This is a genomic window from Afipia sp. P52-10 (genome assembly GCF_000516555.1).
Classification (GTDB): Bacteria; Pseudomonadota; Alphaproteobacteria; order Rhizobiales; family Xanthobacteraceae; genus P52-10.
In genome coordinates this window covers 125,679-145,497 of the sequence record NZ_AZSJ01000002.1, presented here as the reverse complement: position 1 = coordinate 145,497, position 19,819 = coordinate 125,679, and the positions used below count along the sequence as shown (strand labels likewise).

General features: G+C 62.7%; 26 protein-coding genes and 1 tRNA gene. 3 read left to right on the top strand and 24 right to left on the bottom strand.

Going from position 1 to position 19,819, the window contains the following annotated elements:
• The 23 genes from X566_RS01470 to X566_RS23790 all read right to left on the bottom strand — a co-directional run.
• Nucleotides 1-2,833: phage tail protein (locus X566_RS01470; protein ID WP_051443789.1), on the bottom strand; the 2,833-nt coding region annotated here is incomplete at its 3' end.
• A gap of 3 nt (nucleotides 2,834-2,836) precedes the next feature.
• Nucleotides 2,837-3,247, bottom strand: a complete 411-nt coding sequence (locus X566_RS01465; protein ID WP_152539771.1) for a hypothetical protein — start codon at nucleotides 3,245-3,247, stop codon at nucleotides 2,837-2,839.
• Nucleotides 3,244-3,936 (bottom strand): hypothetical protein, encoded by a 693-nt coding sequence (locus X566_RS01460; RefSeq protein WP_034462862.1) that lies wholly within the window; start codon nucleotides 3,934-3,936, stop codon nucleotides 3,244-3,246. Before X566_RS01460 ends, X566_RS01465 begins: the two co-directional genes overlap by 4 nt.
• Nucleotides 3,937-4,579: 643 nt before the next feature.
• The gene (locus tag X566_RS01450) at nucleotides 4,580-6,616 is read right to left on the bottom strand and encodes a phage tail tape measure protein (RefSeq protein WP_034462861.1); all 2,037 of its coding nucleotides are present in this window, start codon (nucleotides 6,614-6,616) and stop codon (nucleotides 4,580-4,582) included.
• A gap of 2 nt (nucleotides 6,617-6,618) precedes the next feature.
• The gene (locus X566_RS23805) at nucleotides 6,619-6,975 is read right to left on the bottom strand and encodes a DUF1799 domain-containing protein (RefSeq protein ID WP_051443787.1); all 357 of its coding nucleotides are present in this window, start codon (nucleotides 6,973-6,975) and stop codon (nucleotides 6,619-6,621) included.
• A 38-nt stretch (nucleotides 6,976-7,013) separates the two neighbouring features.
• Nucleotides 7,014-7,346, bottom strand: a complete 333-nt coding sequence (locus X566_RS01440; protein ID WP_034462860.1) for a hypothetical protein — start codon at nucleotides 7,344-7,346, stop codon at nucleotides 7,014-7,016.
• A 31-nt stretch (nucleotides 7,347-7,377) separates the two neighbouring features.
• Entirely contained in the window at nucleotides 7,378-8,319 is a 942-nt protein-coding gene (locus X566_RS01435) for a phage tail tube protein (protein ID WP_034462859.1), read from the bottom strand.
• A gap of 5 nt (nucleotides 8,320-8,324) precedes the next feature.
• Nucleotides 8,325-8,483, bottom strand: coding sequence for a hypothetical protein (locus X566_RS24930; protein ID WP_160170425.1), 159 nt, complete (start codon nucleotides 8,481-8,483; stop codon nucleotides 8,325-8,327).
• A complete protein-coding gene (locus tag X566_RS01430) occupies nucleotides 8,480-8,920 on the bottom strand; it encodes a hypothetical protein (RefSeq protein WP_034462858.1) in 441 nt (146 codons plus the stop codon). The genes X566_RS24930 and X566_RS01430 overlap by 4 nt, the downstream gene beginning before the upstream one ends.
• On the bottom strand, nucleotides 8,911-9,036 hold the full coding sequence (locus X566_RS25415) for a hypothetical protein (protein WP_275451011.1): 126 nt from the start codon (nucleotides 9,034-9,036) through the stop codon (nucleotides 8,911-8,913). The genes X566_RS01430 and X566_RS25415 overlap by 10 nt, the downstream gene beginning before the upstream one ends.
• A complete protein-coding gene (locus tag X566_RS01425) occupies nucleotides 9,033-9,578 on the bottom strand; it encodes a phage virion morphogenesis protein (RefSeq protein ID WP_160170424.1) in 546 nt (181 codons plus the stop codon). Before X566_RS01425 ends, X566_RS25415 begins: the two co-directional genes overlap by 4 nt.
• An 8-nt stretch (nucleotides 9,579-9,586) precedes the next feature.
• Nucleotides 9,587-10,012, bottom strand: coding sequence for a gp436 family protein (locus tag X566_RS01420; RefSeq protein ID WP_034462857.1), 426 nt, complete (start codon nucleotides 10,010-10,012; stop codon nucleotides 9,587-9,589).
• Complete coding sequence (locus X566_RS01415; protein WP_034462856.1) at nucleotides 10,009-10,257, bottom strand: hypothetical protein; 249 nt, start codon at nucleotides 10,255-10,257, stop codon at nucleotides 10,009-10,011. Before X566_RS01415 ends, X566_RS01420 begins: the two co-directional genes overlap by 4 nt.
• A 129-nt stretch (nucleotides 10,258-10,386) precedes the next feature.
• Nucleotides 10,387-10,462: transfer RNA gene (locus X566_RS01410), tRNA-Met, on the bottom strand.
• Nucleotides 10,463-10,468: 6 nt separating this feature from the next.
• The gene (locus X566_RS01405; protein ID WP_034462855.1) at nucleotides 10,469-10,861 is read right to left on the bottom strand and encodes a hypothetical protein; all 393 of its coding nucleotides are present in this window, start codon (nucleotides 10,859-10,861) and stop codon (nucleotides 10,469-10,471) included.
• A gap of 7 nt (nucleotides 10,862-10,868) precedes the next feature.
• Complete coding sequence (locus X566_RS01400) at nucleotides 10,869-11,831, bottom strand: hypothetical protein (protein WP_034462854.1); 963 nt, start codon at nucleotides 11,829-11,831, stop codon at nucleotides 10,869-10,871.
• Nucleotides 11,832-11,864: 33 nt separating this feature from the next.
• Nucleotides 11,865-12,251: a capsid cement protein gene (locus X566_RS01395; RefSeq protein WP_034462853.1), complete on the bottom strand. Its 387-nt coding sequence runs from the start codon at nucleotides 12,249-12,251 to the stop codon at nucleotides 11,865-11,867.
• On the bottom strand, nucleotides 12,248-13,369 hold the full coding sequence (locus X566_RS01390; protein WP_081740009.1) for a phage protease: 1,122 nt from the start codon (nucleotides 13,367-13,369) through the stop codon (nucleotides 12,248-12,250). The genes X566_RS01395 and X566_RS01390 overlap by 4 nt, the downstream gene beginning before the upstream one ends.
• A gap of 63 nt (nucleotides 13,370-13,432) precedes the next feature.
• Nucleotides 13,433-13,645 (bottom strand): DNA-binding transcriptional regulator, encoded by a 213-nt coding sequence (locus X566_RS24575; protein WP_152539769.1) that lies wholly within the window; start codon nucleotides 13,643-13,645, stop codon nucleotides 13,433-13,435.
• On the bottom strand, nucleotides 13,632-13,853 hold the full coding sequence (locus X566_RS25255) for a hypothetical protein (protein ID WP_244434638.1): 222 nt from the start codon (nucleotides 13,851-13,853) through the stop codon (nucleotides 13,632-13,634). The genes X566_RS24575 and X566_RS25255 overlap by 14 nt, the downstream gene beginning before the upstream one ends.
• 77 nt (nucleotides 13,854-13,930) lie before the next feature.
• Entirely contained in the window at nucleotides 13,931-14,821 is an 891-nt protein-coding gene (locus X566_RS25250) for a hypothetical protein (protein ID WP_051443783.1), read from the bottom strand.
• Nucleotides 14,822-15,089: 268 nt separating this feature from the next.
• A complete protein-coding gene (locus X566_RS01375; protein WP_034462850.1) occupies nucleotides 15,090-15,614 on the bottom strand; it encodes a hypothetical protein in 525 nt (174 codons plus the stop codon).
• Nucleotides 15,611-16,417, bottom strand: a complete 807-nt coding sequence (locus X566_RS23790) for a S24 family peptidase (protein ID WP_051443782.1) — start codon at nucleotides 16,415-16,417, stop codon at nucleotides 15,611-15,613. The genes X566_RS01375 and X566_RS23790 overlap by 4 nt, the downstream gene beginning before the upstream one ends.
• A gap of 80 nt (nucleotides 16,418-16,497) precedes the next feature.
• On the opposite strand from X566_RS23790, the gene X566_RS25560 reads away from it, so the two are divergent.
• On the top strand, nucleotides 16,498-16,797 hold the full coding sequence (locus X566_RS25560; RefSeq protein WP_081740006.1) for a helix-turn-helix domain-containing protein: 300 nt from the start codon (nucleotides 16,498-16,500) through the stop codon (nucleotides 16,795-16,797).
• Here X566_RS25560 and X566_RS24565 read toward each other — a convergent pair.
• The gene (locus X566_RS24565) at nucleotides 16,766-17,083 is read right to left on the bottom strand and encodes a hypothetical protein (protein WP_152539767.1); all 318 of its coding nucleotides are present in this window, start codon (nucleotides 17,081-17,083) and stop codon (nucleotides 16,766-16,768) included. The genes X566_RS25560 and X566_RS24565 overlap by 32 nt on opposite strands.
• Nucleotides 17,084-17,235: 152 nt before the next feature.
• Between X566_RS24565 and X566_RS01360 the strand changes: the two genes are divergently transcribed.
• Together X566_RS01360 and X566_RS01355 are read left to right on the top strand one after the other, a co-directional pair.
• On the top strand, nucleotides 17,236-17,652 hold the full coding sequence (locus tag X566_RS01360) for a hypothetical protein (protein WP_051443781.1): 417 nt from the start codon (nucleotides 17,236-17,238) through the stop codon (nucleotides 17,650-17,652).
• The gene (locus X566_RS01355; protein WP_034462847.1) at nucleotides 17,649-19,817 is read left to right on the top strand and encodes a DDE-type integrase/transposase/recombinase; all 2,169 of its coding nucleotides are present in this window, start codon (nucleotides 17,649-17,651) and stop codon (nucleotides 19,815-19,817) included. Before X566_RS01360 ends, X566_RS01355 begins: the two co-directional genes overlap by 4 nt.
• Nucleotides 19,818-19,819 lie beyond the last annotated feature (2 nt).

Genomic DNA, 19,819 nt, shown 5'->3' with positions numbered 1-19,819 from the left:
CTGGACCACTGGAAACAAGATCGAACAACGTCCCGGGCGCCGTCAGACTGAGCGCGCCGCCATCATGAGACGTGACCTGCGTTGCAGCACCAGCGATGAGGTTGGTGATATCGACGCCACCCACCGCGAGTTGATTTGTGCCAATGGAGTTCGCTTGGAGCTTGTCGGCCGTGATCGAGCCCGCCAGAATGTTCCGGGCGGTGATCGTGCCATCGGCAAGCATGTCGCCGCGCAAGGCCAGTTTTTGCACACCGTTCACGGAACCGAGCGTGATCACCGGCACCGGCGCGCCGCCCGCAACCCCAGGCTTGGCAACCTGGAAGAAGTCGGCCAGCACCGTGAACGACGACGCGCCCGGACCGCCGTTGAGCTGCTTGGTTCCGGACACGTAGCCGTTGGCATCCAGCAGCACGGTGTACTGCGCGCCGATGCCGGCGATCGCCGTGGCATTGGTGGTCACGCTGCTGCTCAGATTGCCAAGCTGCGCATTCACTGTAACCTGATACTGTGAAAACGAATAGTCGAGCGCAGCAATGGCTTGCGCATTGGTGGTCACGCTGCTGCTCAGATTGCCAAGCTGCGCATTCACTGTAACCTGATACTGTGAAAACGAATAGTCGAGCGCAGCAATGGCTTGCGCGTTTGTGGTCACGTTCGCGTTTGTGGTAGCAAAGCGAGCATCGACGCTCGTACTCAGGCTGGCGATGGCGCCTTCATTGCTGACCGCCAGCTCGCGCACATCCTCGATAGACGCCTCTGCATCATCAACCCGCAGCTCAACGCGCTCAACCATCTTGACCGTCTGGCCGCGCAGCCGGGTGTTGTCGCGGATGCTACGGGCCGACGAGTTGGCGGAAGTCTGCATGCCGTTCTCGACCAGCGACATGCGCCGGTCCATCTCGTCCTGCAACTCCTGCATCTGGTAAAGCAGGCTTTGAACGATATCCTTCTCGCCGACCAGAATGTTCGGCGTTGTGACAGCGATCCAATCCGACCAGAGCGTATCGCGAGGATTGCCCGGAATGTAGCGCCCGCGCACCTGATAGGCCGTATTCGGCAGCAGGTTCTGTGAGACCAGGATCGAACCTGCGGCGACGTTCTCGGAGCGCCCGCGATGGACGATCTCCATGGCTCCGAAGTCTTCGCGGACCTCGAACTGGATGGCGGCGATATCGCTGGTGACGGTGCCGTTCCACTCCAGCAGGATTGCTGGACGCCGAGCAAGACCGTTGGCATCGTATACCGTGGCACCTTCTGCGTACCAATCCAGCACGGCCTGTGCGGACGGTCGCACGAAAACGATCGGGTTGCGCGGGACCGGCGTAAAATCCGTCTCGTGATCCCAATCGAAATCGTCTGGATCAACCTCGGTGAGATCGACCAGCACATCGAGGTTCGCCTTGTCCGCAACGCCATCGACCCGAAACAGTTTGGTGACATAGCCGTTGCGAGCACTGGTCCAACCGACGACATCGCCGGGCTCCAGCAGCCAGTACTCTGGTGGCAGAACGAATGTGTGCCGTCGGGCGCGCTGCGCCTCGCGCAGTGCGGATTGCATCAGGCGCTGAACCTGAGCGGTATATGGCACCGCGTCGAACTTGACATCGGCCATCAAGCGCCGGCCGCCGTCGAGGGCTTCCAGCTCCTCATCGAGAAGCGGCGGTGCGGCCTTCGTCGCCCAACCCTCGGACGGCTCTGGATATGTCGCAGCGATGCCGTTGATGGTGTCCGCGAGACCGAAAAACGGCGTAAAGCTCTGCTCTTCCGACGAAAGGATATCGCTATCGGTGAAGGTGAGCACCGGCGCGCCTGGCTCGCCGACATGCATCTTATAGATGCCACCAGCCTCCGACAGCTTTGCCTGGCAAGTGGTCAGCAGCACCTCGATCGTGTCGTCGATCCGCTCGTTGACGCGGCACTCGTGGCCAGCCCGATAGATCGGCTCGACGCCGGTCTCTCCCTGGATCGGTGCGCGGCACGCGACGATCGCGTTGATCCATGCCTCGCTGGGGAGCTGCGCGACCGTTGACGCCTGCAGGCCATAGAGCCACTGGCCGCCATAGGTGATGCCGCGCAGGACGTTGTAGGCTTGCACCGCCGGCAGGCTGTCACCGTCGCCGCCCCAGGTGGACGGGTCGGACCAGCGATGCGAACCCGAGCCGCCCGCGGTGTCGTCGCGCGACGGATCGTAGAGCTTGATGCCTTCGAGCGTAAACCGGAACTGCGGAAAGCCGGTGAACAGCTCGTCGTTGACCAGCGCGGTACACACTGCATACGCGATACCCTTACCGATGCGATCCGGTCCATAGGGCCGCTCGGTGCTGGACACCGAGTTGGTGACGAAGGTGTCGGCCGTCGTCTGCGTGCCGTCGTGGAATTTGATCCAGAGATGGTCCTTTCCGTCCTTCCGATATGCTTGAACCGGGATGCCGTAGTCAGCATGCGGCTCACCGGTCAGGAGTGTTGCCAACTCACCGTTGACGTAAACCTCCTTCAGCACGGTCGGAAGATCGCTGAGTGAGATCACCTGCGTCAGATAGGCGTTCGGCGTTTCGCCATCCTTGCCCCAGGTGTTGGCGTAGACCAGCGAGCCGGCCGTGACAGAATAGCCTAGCGGGAACGAGCGTGGGACATCGCCGCCGGCCTGCAGCTTGCCTTGCACACCGCCGACGCGGTTCGCAGCCTGCTGCTGGTTCGCTGGCTTTCCGGCCATCGCCTGCGCGGCATAGGACAGTCCGATGCCCGCGACCATCTGCAGGCCGAATGCGGTCGCGCTCGCCAGGAACGTGCCCGCACCAAACGCCGCGACACCGATGGCTGTGAAGAACGGCACTGGCTACAGCTCCTTCGCGAAGGTCATTTCGGCCGGCGCGTAGCCGTCGCGCTTGTAAAGGCGTTTAAAAGCCTCATAAGCGTGGGTTGAAGCGAGCGCGATCTGCTTGCAGTGACGCGTGCGAGCCCAATTCTCGAAGTGCGCGATCATCTGCGGTCGGATGCGCGGCCGCTCGCAGCGGAGCATCAGTTCGGTGGCGACCTTGTTTGGCGAAAACATCGGCCGATAGCTGAACGCAACAAGAGCGCATCGATCGGCCGTAAGGCAAAGCCAGTTCGGATCGTCGATCGCCGCAGCCAAGTCCATCGAGATCAGCGCCGCGTTGAACGCGAACGTAAAGGCGCGTTCCTCATGATGCCGTTGAAACAGTGCGACCATCGCGGGGATGTCAGCGTGAGTTGCGACCCGGATCATTTGGCACCTCGGCTGCTGGTGCCAGTCGCTGCGGACTTGATGCCGGCGGGCTCGGCCGCAAGCTTGCCGTTGGTTTTACCCCAGAAGTGTTCCCAGTCGCCGACGACGTTGGTGTCCTTGTAGAACGCGTCGCCCGGCATCCGGAGCTGCTGGCTTTCATGCGAGCGGAGATCGGGGTTGGATCGTGTCAGCGCCTGGATATGCGACTCGCACGAGAAGGTGACGCTGCCGCCGTTGTTGTCGTTCTCCGCCGGCGTCTTGATGTCGATCTTGTCAACGAAGCCGAAGAAGCGGGCCAACGCCGGCGCGACCAGAGCCTGCGTCACCGGGTTGTACAGACCACGGAAAATCTCCACGCGCGCGCGCCGGCAATCATAGGCCCGCACGATCTCCTGCACGCGATCATGGACCTGGGACATCTTGATGGTCACGGTCTGCGCACGCAGGTTCGCAACCAGCGAGATGTCGGAAATCTTGGTGAGCGTGCCTGACCCAAAAAACCGCCGCGTCACGGGGCCGCCGGTCATGGGATCGATGACCGGCGCGTCGATCGGCCCGACATCAGACCATTGTCCGTCCGCCACCGGCTCGCCCGTGTCACGGTCGCGGGCGACCAGCCAGAGGAAGTCGCGCGCCATCAAGCGGCGAGCGCGAAGTGCAGCGAGATTGTCGGCGGAGATCGAGCGCATCAGAGGTCCTGCACCGCCTTGAACGAATAGACCGTCAGCGTGCTGTTCTTCATGCTCGGTGCCAATGAACCAGGCAGCAGCCGAAACACGCCCATCGGCCGCTTCAGCGTCACTGGCGCATTCAGCGCGTAACCAGCGCGAAGATACGGCCGCACACCGAACGCCGGCGTCACGCCTGCGCCATTGGCCGTCACCGTGTTCATCACCCGATGCAGCGCGCGCATCGCAAAACCAGCGAAGGTGTAGTCGAACGCGAAGTGATCGCCGCGTGTCAGCGTGAAGCCGACCGGCAAGTCCTTCAACGTCATCGTCACCGGATCGATCACGCTGTTGATCTTGGCCGTGTCGGCAAACGCACCGCTCGGATATGCCGCCGGAAACGGCTTGCGCAGATCNCCCGCCTCGAACCGGCCGATCACGCCGTCGAGCGACTCCATGATCGCCTGGAATTCTGCCGCGCGGTTGTGCGGCAGCGGTTCAGTGACGAAGTCGCCGAGCCACAGCGCCGGTCCGAAGTCCTTGCCGTGCGTTGTGCCATCCGCCTGGGTGCTCAGCTCCTGACGCTGGTTGAGCCTCAGCGGTGTCGCCTCGTGCGAATAGCCGCAGAAGTCCATCACATCCGTCCGCAGGTCTGGAATAGCCATCAGCGTAACGAGCCCTTCTTCTGCAACGTCTGAACCACGTCGGTCACACGCGCGGTGAAATCGTTACGGTCGCGGTCCAACTCGCGCCGGATCGCCTCGATGTCGCCGCCGCCGTTGATGGTGATGGTACGGTTGTCATTGACATGGACCGTCATGCCTGCGGCGACGGGGTCGGCCTGACGCGTCGCGCTCGCCGGCCGGAACGGAATGACGTTGCTGTCAGAGACGTAGCCACCATCGGCATATCCTCGCAGGCTCCGGCGCATTTGATTGAGGTTGCCAACACCGATCGCACGAGTGCTATCCGCGTCGAACACATACTCGCCCCGGTGGACGATGCCGGCCGGCTCATGCTTGCCGCCGTCGCCGGTGTAGCCGCCGACATCGAAAAACGTCGGGACCGCCATGCCACCGGCTGCGCCGACCACATTGATCGGGCCGCCCATAGCCGGGCCGCTTGAACCGCCGAAGCCAAGAAAGCTGCCGAAACCGCCGAACAACCGCGAGAGCGCCGAGTCGAGCGCCTTGTCCAGCAGCTTCTCCGCGATCTTGTTGAGCGCATTAACGCCGGCGTTGCGCAGCGCATCGAAAGCCGACGCGCCGCTGCGTATCTGGCTGACGAAATCGCGAAACGCACCCTGCGCCAGGTCTGTCGTCGTTGCACGAACGTCGCGCAGGTATTCGTTGAGCCGCATCGCGTTGGCGGCGGCGCCGTTCATCTGCGACTCGACGTTGTCGCCATAGACCGACCGCAGCCGATCGGCGATCATCGCGTCGGTGTTGGACCGGCCGAGCTGGCTCCGCTCGAAGTTGATATCGGAGTTCAGGCGCAACTCGGCGGCGCGCTGGCTCGCGGCTCCGATGCGCGAGGCAACCGCTTCCATCTTCTCAGCATATTCGCCGGAGACCTTGATGCCTGCCTGCTTAGCGGCTTCAAGCAGCAGCATCTCGGCTCGCAGCTTCGCTGCTTCGCCGGTGGATTTGCCGATCGACGCCGATTCAGCTTCGAGCGCGGCCGCCTGCTTTTCAATCGATTTGGTAAGGCGATCGAATTCGTTGGCCGAGGCGGTGGTAGTCGATTGCGCTCGACCGAGCACATTCTCGCGTTGCTCTGGTTTCGCGCGCCCTTCGATGACAGCTCGAGCATCTTGAGTCAGGCGCAGGCGCTTCGCATCCTCCTCAGCCTGCTGTGCGATACCCGCCAGCTTGAGGCCGGTCATTTGCAATTGCGGGTTGGCGAGAGCAATGCGCCCCACCTCGTCCATGAATGCCTTAACGTCCGGAGTACCGTCTTTGAAGCCTGCCTGCAGCTTGAAAATGGCATCTTCGAACGCTCGAAACTCCTCACGAACCTGCTTCGTGCCCGAAAGCCAGTTACCGAGGATGTTGCTATCCTCTTGCATCGGCGCGAGGCGATATAGGTTGGGAAGCGCGCTGCCGACCGAAGACTGAAGCTGATCCCGCAGCTTCTGCTCTTGTTCTAAGAGGCGTAGTTGCGTGATAGATTTGCTGGTGTCGTAGAATTTTCCTGCAGCATTCGCTGCATCGGCATAGGCTGCGCGAACAGTCGAAACGAGGCGCTCGTGATCAATTAACGAAGAATTTGCCGCACGACTGCCGCTCTGAATAATATCGAATAGCGTCTGCGCAGCCGTGATGGCCAGACCAATGGCGCCGGTGAGGAACGTAAACTTGCTGGTGGCACCTGCCACCTCGGCAAACCTCGAAACGAAATTACCTATCCCGCTCGCGACCCGAGCCAACGCGTTTTCAGCGCCGAGCGCCTTGCTGGCAAGATCGCCGATCCGTTGTGCATAATTTGCGGTGCTGTTGGCGGCATTGTCGTTCGCGGCGCCTTGCGCTTTGCTGGCGTTGGCGAGAGAGCCGACCGCGCCGCTGGCGCGCGCCATACTCTCGTCGGTTTTCTTCGAAACCGCGGCGGTCTTATCGGCGACACCATCGAGCGCGCGTGACGTATCGCCGGCCGCTTTTACTGCTCCGGTGGCATCACCGTCGATGACCAGCGAGACTTTCATCGCTATCGCGCAACCTCATTGAGCGCGGCGCAAGCCGCAGCCTCCATGGTTCGAACGCCGGACCACAGATCCGGCGTGATATCGATCCCGGCCGCGCCGAGCCCTGCGAGTGCTGCTGCGTAGTCGAGGCCGATATAGACCGGTAGCGCCGGAGACATCCCGCCGCCGACCGATACAACGCGCCACTGCGACGACACCGCGAGAAAGGCTTCGAGCACCGGCCAGTTGCACTGCCACACCTCGTAGGCCTTGTCCGGCGACGCATCGAGCGCAGCGTGCAACTTCACGATCGATCGCGCATCCATCTGGAAACCTTGCGCGGCGTCGAGCACCGCATCCGCATCGCCGGACGTTTGCATTGGAGCCGAACCGCGCGCCCATCGCTGTGCGGCTCCGATCAGTTTTTTGACTTGGGGTCCTTCGCCACGGCGGAGAAGTAGGCTTGCGCCAAGCCGATGCGGACGTGCGGCAGCTTGAGCAACTGGTCGCGCAGCTCATCGCTGTAGGCGATCGGCTGCTTGTCGTCGCCGACCAGATCGCCCAGGTCGACGATCGTGCGCTTCAGAAACGCGGTGGTGCCGTCGCGTGTGTTGAGGTCGAACGTGTCGGCCTCGTCGGTATCGATCAGCCGAAACGTCGCCTTGAACGTTTCCGTCCTGTGACCGTTGTCGATCGGCGTCATCACGGTGACGGTGTGGGTGAAGGTCTGATCGGCGACGACTTTAAACATCGTTTGAAGCTCCTTTTGGATCGGCAGAAGATCAGGTCAGCACGATCGAGAACTGATCGTTGCCAGCGTCCGTCGGCAGAGGTGAGAGGTTGAGCGTCCACTCGGTGACACCCTGGTTCTGCTGATAGCCCGTCGGCCGTTTGACCTGACACGTCGGCGCGGTCAGCGTGATGATGCTGCCGGCCACCGTTCCGTGCGTGATGATCGCCGGCACGCGCGTCTGATCGTTCGCCAGCGCGTACGGATTGAACGTGGTGACGGGTGTGGCCTCGCAGACCAGATCGAGTGCTTCGACGCGATCCGGAATGACGATCTGGTCGCGGCCCAGCAGCAGGCGCGGCTCGACCTGGTTGCCGAAGTTGAGGCTGAAGCTGCGGCCGACTAGCGGTACGGCATTCACCGTGAAGACCGGTGTGTTCGCCGTGCTCGCGATCTGCGGCTTCTGGAAGCCCGTCGTCGTTCCGGTCGGTCGCGCGACTTCCGCCGGCTCGACCCACAAGCCGGTGAACGTCCAGCGGATCGAGGGGATGCCTTGCGCATTGATCGTGAAGACGCCGGTGCCGCGCGCACCCTTGATGGCGTGCAGCGTCGCTCCGATCCAGAACTTGATGTAGAGGCTTTCCATCGCCTCGCTGATCGGCGTGTAGGTGACCGACGTATCGGCATCGATCACCTCGGCCATTGCGCAGGCTCGGAGCAACGGCCCCCAGCCCGGCGGCGTGCCAGCCTCACCAGACCCTGCGAGCTCGGTCGAGAACTCGATCACCGTGCGCAGGCCGGCCGGGATCGTCGCCTGTCCGCCGAGGTACGCCTGGATGAGGTTGCGCGGGACATCCTCGCCCTCCATAGGCCGCAGCGAAACGTCGGTGGCGAGGATCGCATTGTTTGCGCCCGTCAGCGTCGGATCGACGCCGTAGGTCGTTTCGAGCTTGGCGAGCAGAAGCTGCAGGCGCCAGAAGATCGGGTTTGCCATCGCGCTTACTCCTTGGTCCGTCGCGATCGTAAGGGTTTCGGGGTCGGGGTTTGGGCCTGGGACACCGGCGGCGTCTCGTGCTGCGCCGGCGCATCCGCACGCCGGAGCGAACCGTCCGGCTGACGCAGATAGCTGCCGCCCCGGCTCGGTCGTTCGTTGTTCATCGGGCGATCCTCAGTTGATCCAGCACCGCGAAATCGATCTGATAGGTGACGAGGCCATTGGCGACGGCGAGAAGGCGGCCGCGCGTGGCACGCAGCACACCGCTCACGGTGTCTGGCCCCCAGCCTGCAAGCGCGCTGATCACGCCGTCCTTCAGCGTGTCGATCGTCGGCAGCGCGCGCTTGGCCGCCGCGTCGCCGAGCGCCTTGACGCAGAGCACCACGCCGATTGACTCCGAGAGCATCTGCGTGTGCAGATGGCCCATCGAGTCTCCGCCGCGATCGTCAAAGCCGAGCGGTACGACGTAGGCCGTCACCTCGCGTTGCGGCAGCCCGCCTTGCTCAACGAGCGCAGCGAGCGCAGCAATCAGCTCGACGCGATCTTTCAGCGCAGGCACTTCGGCGTGCAGCCGGTCGCGAACCGCGTCGATCAGGGACATGTCCCCACCTTTGGCTTACGAAGCGCCTCATCGAGCGAGATCATGGTCATGGCGACACCCACTCCAAAAAGAGACCAAGCCAGCACGGCGAGAACAACGAGCACCTTCACTTTCATGGCTGCGCTCCTTCGCCCGCGATCCAGTCATCAGCGATCATGATGATCTCGCGCTCGTCCTCATCATCGAGCCCGAGAAACGGCCGCGCGGGCATGTGAACTTGGCCAGCGCCGATCGTGACTGTCTGCGTTTCGTTGCCACGCCCTTTCTTTCGAAAGCCGCGCAGCATCTGGCCCTTTTTGTTGCGCTTGAAGGTGAGCGTTTGCTGACGCGCCGGACGGACGATGACGCCGCCGAGCTGATGGATCGCTGCATAGATGACATTGGTGCCGACCTCGACGCTGGTCGCGGTGGCTTGGAATGTGATCGAACGCATCAGCCGCGCTGTTTCGATCAGGGTTTTGCCGCCGGTGACGAGCGCGCGGATTGACGGCGGCCAGGGCGAGCCGTCCGGCGCCTGGCCACGCTCGAAACGCGCCTGCGTCGATGTCACGAGCGACATGCCGATGTTTTCGAACATGCCGCGCGCATCCTGCGCGCGCGCGACATAGCCGCCGAGTTGAGCCAGCGCTGCATCGTTGTCGAGGAGTTTGATGGTCACGCCCGCCATCAGATGAACCCTTTCATGTTCTCTTCGGTGAGCGGGCGGTCACGATCGGTGATGCGCACGCCGCTTCCGACGGCGGCCGGCGGCTCGACGCCGGCGACATCGAGCCGGACCGTTCCGGTGGCAATCAGCTTCAACGTTGCCACCGCATCCTCGTAATCGCGCCGCACCTTCTCCGACACAGCGTCGCGGTGCAGCTTGTAGACGGCGATCGGCAACGCGAGGTTGCGCACCAGCGGCGGCGTCGCTGAGAGCGGCAGCTTGTAGCGGCCGAGATAGCCATTGATCTCAGCGTCGGCGTCCTCGAGCGCGCGGACGACGACAGCCGCGTCGATCACATTCGCCGGCGGATCGGCGCGATCCGTCAGCATGATCAACATCGGCTGGCCGTAGCGTTCCTCCAGTTCGGCCTGCGAGGCGTAAGTCACTTCAGCGCACCCTTCAGCTCGGCGTCGCGCACGATCTCGACAACCTCCGCTTTGGTCAGCGCGCTGGTGTTGCGCAGGCGATCCAGCAACGCATCGGCGAAACCGATCGCGCGACTAAACTCTGCAACCTCGCTGCTCGGCTCGTTGTCGGCGGCGACAACGCGTTCGACGATCGAACGCAACGAAGCGCCGCTGTTGAACGCGGCCCGCCCCTGGGCATAGCTGGCTTCGCAAATCGTCTTCATGTCTCGCTCCAGATTGATAGTGAGGTGCCCGCCGCGACGTTTCTCGTTAACGAGCTGCGTTCCGTCGCGACGGGCGGTGACGGCTTGCGCCGCCGTGCTGCGCAGGTTCGAGTTGCGCAGAGATCAAACTGGTTGCGGGACGTGGAGTCGAACCACGGACCTGCTGGTTATGAGCCAGCCGCGCCAACCGCTGCGCTACCCCGCAAGAAACTTACTTGCCGTCGCTCCAGTTGCCTTCGACAGCGCCGCAGGACTTGAGCGCGTCGAATTGCTTCTGCGTGATCGTGATCGGCTCGCCGATAGCGTAGTGCTCGCCGTCATGCAGAACCGCTGAGATCACCGCGAAGTCGCGCGTCTCGGACTTACTCACTTTCTCCGAAGCGTCAGACTCCCGCATAGGCGCGGCCTCTTTCGGAACTCCGGCTTTCGCCTCGACGGCCGCGCCGATCTGTGCGGCCAGCTCGGGCTTGCTCGCGAGCATCGCGGCCGCCTTGTCGTCGCCCTGGCCGAGCTTCTGATCACCGAAGCTCAACCATCCGCCACCACCTTTGGAGATGACGCCGGCGGCGAGCCCGGCATCAATGAGTTGTGCAAGATCACTCATGCCTGCCTCACTGCACCGCGTTCTGGATGAAGTAGCCCACATCCTGGGCGACGATTAGCTCCTTGACGCGCTCGCCGGCGCGGATGCGAACGCCACCCTGGAGACCAACGTCCGGGTCGATGATGCGGCCGGCGATGCGCGAGCCGTATTGCGCGGTCATGCCGAAGGTGATGCCGCCTTCGGCGCGCGCGAGCGGGTTGATATGCAAGCAGGAGATATGCTTGCCCCACGCGCGCTGCAGGCTCACCGGCTGGCCGGGCTTCGCCGTATTCACCCAGGCCTCGCCGACGAGCACCTTGTTGACCTCGAACAGTGCGGCGAACTCCTCGCGGGTCACCATCCCCTTATTCGTCAGGTTGCCGCGAATGGCGTTGACGATGTGCGGATGCGACGACAGCTTCGACCAGACCGGCTGCCCCATCGCCAGAACGTTGGGCCGATAGACCAGCGTCCCTTCCAGGGCCGTCTTCAGGACGGTGATTGGATCGGAGTTCGCGTAGTCGCTGAACTGCGAGCCGCCCGACAGCGTGACACGCCGGGACGGCGCATAAGTGTTGAGATTCTGAACCAGCGATGCCACGCGCGCCTCGCGCACGTTCAGCATCGTGTCCGTCAGCATCATCGTTGAATGACCTTCCGGGTCATAGGTCGAGCGGTTTTGCTCGCGCGCGGTAGCAGCCGCGTCGATGTCCGAGTTGGGGATCGGTGTCTCCAGACCATGATCCTCGACCGAGTCGGTCTTCTCGGTGCCGGAAAATTCGAGCTGATTGACGCGGCCACGGCGGCCGACGCGCGTGTCCGGCAGGTTGAAGCTCTCTTCAAGCGGATACTCAGTCCACTTGAACTTCTCGGCCGGCACATCGACGCGCGGCAGCACCTCGTCGGCGATCAGCGTCTGCGCTTCGTTGCGATAGCCAACGGCAATCGCCGTCAGCGCCGGGTCAACCACGAAAGGACGATTGGGAGCCATGAATAGAACCTCGAAGCGAGTTGCGTTGTGGGGTTAGGCCGGGAGCTGCAGCACGCTGCGCTCGACCGAGATACGGATGATGTCGCCAGCGACACCGGGCTGCTCGGCGAAGCCGACCAGGCGCCGCGTCGCGCCGGCAGAGCCGACCAGAGCGACGGCCTTGCCATCGGCATCGGAGGTCAGCGGTGCGCCGGCGGTGACCGTGCCGCCAAGCTGCACCTCGCCGAGGCCGGCGAGGATCACATCGACCATGCCGCCGGCGGAGCCACCCATGGCGTCGGACACGCCCCACAGCGGCTCGGTCGCGGCCGTGGCCTGGGCGACACTCGACGACGCCGACACATCGGAGAACTTAACAATCCGATGCGGCGCGACATCGGCCGGGCACGGATACGAACGAATGAGGGTCGGGATACTCACTTGGCGCGCTCCTTGATGTGCGTCACAGCGTCAGAGATGGTGAGATTGGTGCGGCCGAGCGCCTTCTGCTCACCGAGCCACTTCTGCGCAGCAGCGGCGAGCGCAACCGGATCGGCCGCGTTGATGGCGATCAGTTCCGATTCCGGCCGCGCTTCGCGCACGGTGCCGCCGAGCGTCACCGCAGGCAGCGCGGCGATTTCCTTCTCGACGGTCGCGGGATCGGCCATGTGGCGCGCGATGTAATGATCGCGCAACGCCTTCACGCCGACGCGGCCCTTGCCGATCTCGCCGTCGATGAACGCGGTTGCGCGCTCCTTCGCCCGATCGGTTTTGATCGAGTTGAGTTCAGTGGTGACCGTGGTCAACTCGGTCTGCAACGCCTTGACCGCATCGCCACTCGCGCCGGCGAGCGCCGTCACCGCCGTCGCGATCGCGATCGCATCGGCTCCAGGCTTCAGGCCCGCAGCTTTCGCGATCGGCGCGAGTGCGGCCTGCAATGCCGCTTCGCCGCTTTCGTCGGAGCCGTCATCGTTCAGCTCCTTCACCTTGGCGATCACCGCCTCGGCATCAGCATCTTCGGCGAGCCCCAGAAGCTTTCGCAGCTCGGCAAGCAAATCCATGTCGCTGTTCTCCGCATGAAGCGCGGCCATGCCGCGCAGGTTTGGCGTGTTGGTGAGAGAGGCCCGCAGCAGGCCGGTGATGTTCATGTCGCGATCGTGGGTGAACACCGGCGAGATGAAGCGATAGGCGCGCTCGCTCATCAGAGCGGCGCCGGACGCACCCCATTCGATGCGGCCCCAAAGACCATCGGCGCGCGCCTGCAGCTCGACGGCCCAGCCGCGCGCCGGCGCAGGCTCGCCTTTCGGCGCCGCCAGATCGGTTGAATGATTTTCGTCGATCGCGAGACGGCCGCCCGCCGCCTGCAGAGAAGCCGCCGCAAGCTGCGCGAGATCGGCGACGCGATATGGCCCGCGCCCATCGACTGTCGTGATGACGCCGGCGCTGCCGGCCGGCAGCAGCATGATCCAGTCTTCAACGCCACCTTCAGCGTTGAGCGCGATCGGCAGACCTTCGCCGCGCGCCGTCATCAAAACCGGATTTGCTTTTTTCCTCGACATGCGGCCACATTGGAGGCCGACAGCGAGATTCATAACCCTGACAGGTGTCAGGTGTAGCGGCAGCTATTCGGAAGTCACCGCGAGTGTAACACCAAAATAGCTGCGCACCGCGTCGCTGTCGCGCAGGGCCTTTGCGAGAACGGCGACTGGCGGCGGGACCGCTGTACGCTCCCATTTCCGAACGTGCGCGCCGTCTGCCGCGCCAACAAGGCGCGCAAACCCCTCGGCGCTCAGGCCGAGCTTCAAGCGGATGGATTTTAGTTCAGCTCCTTCCATCGCTCTCCGGCTCCTTCAGCAGATAGTCGTCGCGCCGGTCGAACAGTTCGGCGCGCAGCCAACTGCGATAGGTTGAGTGAATCTTCAGCCAGCAGTGGCGCTGGTAGTCGTCATAACTTTCCCAGGTCTCGCGAATATCGGCGCAGGCGTTACGAAAGGCCGCGAGGTCAAGCCTGATCGTGCCAGCCCGTGGCGGCCGGAAAACCATCCGAGGCTCCGCCGGCGCGAGAACAAAATCCGGCGGCGGGGTGTCGCCAATCAACATCCAATCAGTGCGTCCAGATTTCAACGCCTGCAGCCGAGCCAGCTCGGCCGCTGTCGGATCGCGATCGGCTTTACGCGCGTTGCAGCGGAGACAGGCGACAACCTTGTTTCCACGCTGATTCCAGCGCGCCCCGGCGCGGCGCCGCGACACCACATGATCGATCGTCGCGAACGAAACCGGGCGTCGGCACAAGAAGCAAAGGACCGAACGTTGACCGGCTGGCCTTTGATCGCGCGCAAGGATTTGAATGAGGGTCGATCGCGCCATCGGCCTGCCAAGCGTTGAGCTGTGCGACCGCAGACTTCAGCGAACGTCAGCGCTTCTTCTGCAACCAACTCCGGTTGAGAAATGATGGACAGATCAAAGACCATGACTGTTGTACCGACCCGATCGGGTCCAACCGAGCCGTTATCGATGACGTTGTCCACGATCAGACAATCATGACCAGCATCCTTAGCTTTCTTGGCCGCGGTCCAGATATCCTGCTTACGGCCGGGGTTACCGCTGATATTCCAGAATTTACGGCCGCCCGCATCCAATCGCAGCGCATTGCGCGGTGTCACCGTTGCGCGATAGACGCGCTCGATGCGCCGTAGCCGGCCATCGCGCCACGCGGCTTCAAGTTCATTGAGTTGATCCTGTAGCGCGCGATATCGCAAAGTGTAAGGTTTTTCGATCTTATCGAAATCAAAGACCATGTCCGCGCGCGCGTTGTTGACCTCCGGGATCAGCCGAGCAATCTCTTCGGTCCCACCATCGGCTGCATTGCAGTAGCCCTTTGCGATCTCGAACTCTGGCGTCAGACAAATTGCAGCCGGCCCGCGAGCGTTGCGCATCTCGCCGGTTGGTAAGCGCCACTCGCCGATGTCATAGATGGTTCCGTGGTAAACCGTAATCGGGCCGCTGGTCATCTCTGCGTTCTCCTAACGACGTGATCATAGGTATTTAATACCTATTTCGTCAAGGGGCAGCGAAATGGGTTTGTTCGGTGCGTGAAACAGGGGCCGTTTCCCGTGAAACAGGGGTGATTCCAGCCCGGATCGGGCTAACGTCCCTCGATCCGCGCGCGGATGCCCTGCCAATCGGCCAGAAGTGCTTCAATTTAACTTAAATGACGCGCCGGGCGCGGAGGTACCAGCAGGGACAAAAAACGCGCCACAGGCCCGCTATGCGAGCCGCCTAGCGAAAACCGTTCGGCGGCATCGGGGGAGCGCACTTTTCCCGATTGGAGAACCTGAACTTTAGCATGGCTGCGCCACGCCCTCCGGACTCGTAACGATAAAGCGCGACGAATTCGACTGGATGCCGACGCAACCCCTTGGACATTGATCCCCACGTCCAGATGCCAGTGCTCTCCGGACTACGATCGCCGGGCAGGAAAATTGGGCTTCCAAGCAGCTCAATCAGGTGAGCACGCAGGACATCTAATTTCCGCGCGGCCTTATCAGAGTCTTCGAGCGGAGCATAACCAACGACCTCGCAGACACCAGCCTGCTCAGTGGCCACGACTGAGTACTTCGAGAGTGATCCGTGTGGCTTGGGTACTGATTTTAGATCAACGTGCGCGTCCTTCGAGCGCCGCTGAATCGATAGCGATGACAGCGACTGCCCCATCTCAATGCCGAATGGTTTTTCAAGCGCTTCGTGCGCAGTCGCGTGATCGAACGAAACCAGCAACAGAACCCCAACCAGCAGATGCATCATAAACTTCGACCCGCCCATTTTACTCGTCCAAAAATTCTGATCGAAGGAGAGCGCGGCACGTCCTCCTCCGGAAACAAGTCTCGATTATCGGATATCATAACGATGCGCTCACCGATCCTGCGCAGACGCTTCACATAGGCTTCGTCGCCGATGGCGAACACATAGATTTTTCCTTCAACGATTACGGTTGCGGACGCTGAAACATCAACAAGCAACAGATCTCCGTCGGATATTGTCGGCCGCATACTTTCGCCTGAAGCTTCCATCAAGCGCGCGTTCTGCGGAGCGAGCCCAACATGCTGCAAGATTGCACGAGGAAATCGGATGTGTTCAGCGTGCTCATTCATGATCAGAGCACCCGGTCCAGCAGCAGCCTTGAACGATAGCTTTTGGACCGGAACATCTTCCCCGCGCTCATCGTCCAATTGATCAACAGCAGATCGCCGCTCGACCGAACGGCCAGAAACGATCCAGTCTAAGGGAATCTCCGTCTCTGCCGCTAACGCAGCCACGACGGTCAGCGGAATATCCACTCCGTTTTCATACCGACGCAGGTGGACTTCGGACTTGCCAAGCAAGTCCGCCCATTGAGTCGGCGGGATTAGCCTCAACGCGATCGCAAACCGGTCGCCAATTGTCGTCGTATCCGACCAATCCGGTAACGGTGCGCTGTCAGATAGCGCTCGAAGCTTATCCACAAACGCTCGTATCTGCTTAATACTAAGGTGCTTTCGGCGCTGAGGGGTGAGTTCATCAGCGGAAAAGATCGTTTCCCGCTCAATGGTAGTTGATTTTTTACTCATATACGATCATTCTTGCATCGTTCGAGGCATATCCGATCAAAACCTTACCGCCTCCAAGCGGCAACTGTTGTAGCTCCCTAATGAAGTCAAAAGGCTGGCACCGAGCCGATATTGTAGCTGCGATTCACAAGCGCGGCACGAACCTTTCCAGGCTCGCACGGGATAACAAGCTTCACGACACAACGCTGCGCAGCGCGCTCGGGTATCCACGCACTCCTTCGAATCGGATCATCGCGAAATTCCTCGAGCGCGATCTACATGAGCTTTGGCCGCAGTGGTTCGATCGCTCTGGATGTCTGATCGTTCGGAAGCGTAGCCAAGGAAATCGGCAAGCGTCGAGTCAGAAGCTCAAGCCAAAAATGACTCGGGGGCGCGGATGATCCCCGATCGCTCCACACTCATCCGCTGCGCCGTCGCCGCGCTCGTGCTGGTCATCACCTCGGCTGCGCTGCTGAGAGCCGCGTCGCGCCATACAGCGCCGGCGCCGCAGATCATTGCTGCAACACCGGCGTCGCCCGCGTTGATCGTCGCCGCGAGGTGGTGGCGATGAAGGTGACGGTCGGCAAAATGATCGGCGGCCAGCCCCGCTTCTTCGCGGGACGGTTTGCGACGAAGGCGAATCCGATTGGCGTCCATCCACCGATCACGACCGGTCGGCCCGATCATGCGCGCGCCTATGACTGCAAGGTTACAGCGCAGCTTCTCGCTGACATGTTCAACGCCTTCGAAGGGATCGAGGCCGGGTCCGTGTCTCGTGCGTGGATCGTGGTCGAACTGCCGGAGGAATGGCAGTGACGCGTACTCCTCATAACGGCTTCATGCCGCCGCCGGTGGTCGAACGCTTCGATCACGAGCGGATCAAGTCAGTGCGCCTTTCCGGCCGCATTAAACGCGCCGTCGCCGAGGCGATGAAGGACAGTGGCCGTTCGCGCGAAGAGATCGCCGAACAGATGAGCGAGTTCTTAGGCGGCGAGAAGATCACCGTCACGGTGCTCGCACAGTACACCAGCACGGCAAACGACGGCCACAACATCCCAGCTTATCGCCTGCTGGCGCTGTTCGCCGTCACCGGCGATGCCCGGCTGCTGAATGAGCTGCTGGCCGGCTCGGGCTTTATCGCGGTCCACGAGCGCTATGAGGCGCTCCTGCGCCGAGAAAGCGCCAAGTTGCACCGCGAACGCATCGACCAGGAGATCGAAGCGGCGGACCGCGCCTGGAGGGACGGTCAGCCATGAAGACCTTCCTGTCGGCGGCCGAGATCGCCAGCCTCCAGTTGCCGGGCCTGCCTGATTATGAGCGCGGCGTTCGGCGCGCCGCGTCGCGCGGCAATTGGCAATCGCGCACACGCGTTGGCCAAGGCGGCGGGCTTGAATACGCGATCGAGTCGCTGCCGGTCGAAGCGCGCACGGCTTACGTCAGCCGCCACATCGGCGCGATCGATGTCCCGACTTCGATCGCGCGCGACGCCGAAGCCGAGCCCGCGGCCATCGCGATCGGCTGCAGCGCGGCGCAGGCGCGTGACGCGCGCCTTGCTATCCTTGCGCTGGTCGATCAGCTCGCATCGACTGCGACGCTCGTGCGCAAGCAGGCGGATCGGTACTTGTGCGATCAATACAACGCCGGTCACTTGCAGGTCGCCGACTGGATCACCGCCGAGGTCAAAAGCATCACGCCGCGCACGCTGGCGCGCTGGCGGGCGCTGGCAGCCAGCGGACAGAAATCGAAGCTCGCCGTCGATCGCGCCGCTGCGCGTAAGGGAACTGGTGTGCTCGACCGGGCCAACGGCGGTGAGGTGCGCAACTATGTGCTGGCGCTGATCGCCAAGCAGCCACAGCTCACGGCGCATCATATCCGCGACCTGGTCGCCGACCGGTTCCCGCATGTGACGGTCGGCGACCGCATCGAGCCCCTGCCGCCCATCCGCACCTTTCAACACGCATTAAAAGCGTGGCGGGGCTCTTATCGCGTCGAGATCGAGGCGATCCGTAACCCGGACGGTTTCAAGAGCACGATGCGGTTCGCCGCGCGTGTGGCCAGCCCGGCGTCACGCCTCAATGAAGTCTGGCAGATCGATGCATCGCCCACCGACGTGCTGACCACCGATGGCCGGTACACACTCTATGTCTGCACCGACGTCTATTCACGCCGGCTGATCGCGCTGGTCACCAAGACGCCGCGCGCGGCTGCGGTCGGGCTTTTGATCCGCAAGGCCATTCTGGCATGGGGTGTGCCGGAACGGATCAAAACCGACAATGGCTCCGACTTCGTTGCGCGAGCCACGCAACGGCTGTTCGCGGCGCTGGCGATCGAGCACGAAAAATCCGCGCCGTTCTCGCCGGAGCAAAAAGGTCATGTCGAGCGCGCGATCGGTACGCTGCAACGCGGCCTGATGCGGACGCTAGAAGGCTTCATCGGCCACTCGGTGGCCGATCGCAAGGTGATCGAAGGTCGCAAAGCATTCTCTGCCCGGGTTGGCGAAAGCCCGGAAGATATGTTCGAGGTTGCACTGTCGGCCGCCGATCTACAGGCCCACGTCGATAACTGGTGCAAGGATGTCTATGCCAACAAGCCGCACGCCGGCCTGGGGGGACAGACGCCGTTCGCCGTCGCGGCGATGAGCGCGGGACGGTTGCGCGAGATCGAGGACGTGCGCGCGCTCGACATGCTGTTGGCGCCGGTCGCCGGCAAGGATGGCCTGCGCACTGTGACCAAGACCGGGCTGCGGATCGACGGCGCACATTATATCGGTGGCTTCCTCACGGTCGGTGAAACCGTGCTGGTGCGGATGGACCCGGCCGACATGGGTCGCGCCTACGTGTTCGATCGCACGGGCGAGCTTTACCAGGGCGTTGCAGTTGCGCCGGAGCTCGCCGGCATCGACCCTGCCGCCGCAGCGATTGCCGCCCGCAACGAACAGAAGCGGCGCATCGACGAGCGCATGGCGGATGTGAGACGCGAAGCGCGGCGCATCAAGGCCAAGGACATGGCGCCGGCGATCCATAGGCAGGCGCTGGCGCGCACCGGCAAGCTGGTGGAATTCCCACGCGCCTCTGACGCGCACGAAACGCCTGCACTGGCTGCGGCGCGTCAACACACACAGCCGGTGGTCACACAGCACGCCGAGAATGTCGCCGATCTCGCAGCGCAGCTTCGTGCCGAGGCGGATGCGCCGGCACCGGTGCGCAAGCTGCGCACCGAGGAGACACCGCATCAACGCTGGAACAGAGCGCGCGCGCTGGAAGATGCGCTGGCACGCAACGAATTCGTGGAGCCCGACGATCTCTTGTGGCTCGGCAGCTACCGCGAAGGGTCCGAGTACCGCGGCTTCGCCATGACCTATGGCGAGGCGCAACCAACCGCTGCGCACGAGTCCAGCGCGGCATCCAAATCATCATCCTGAAA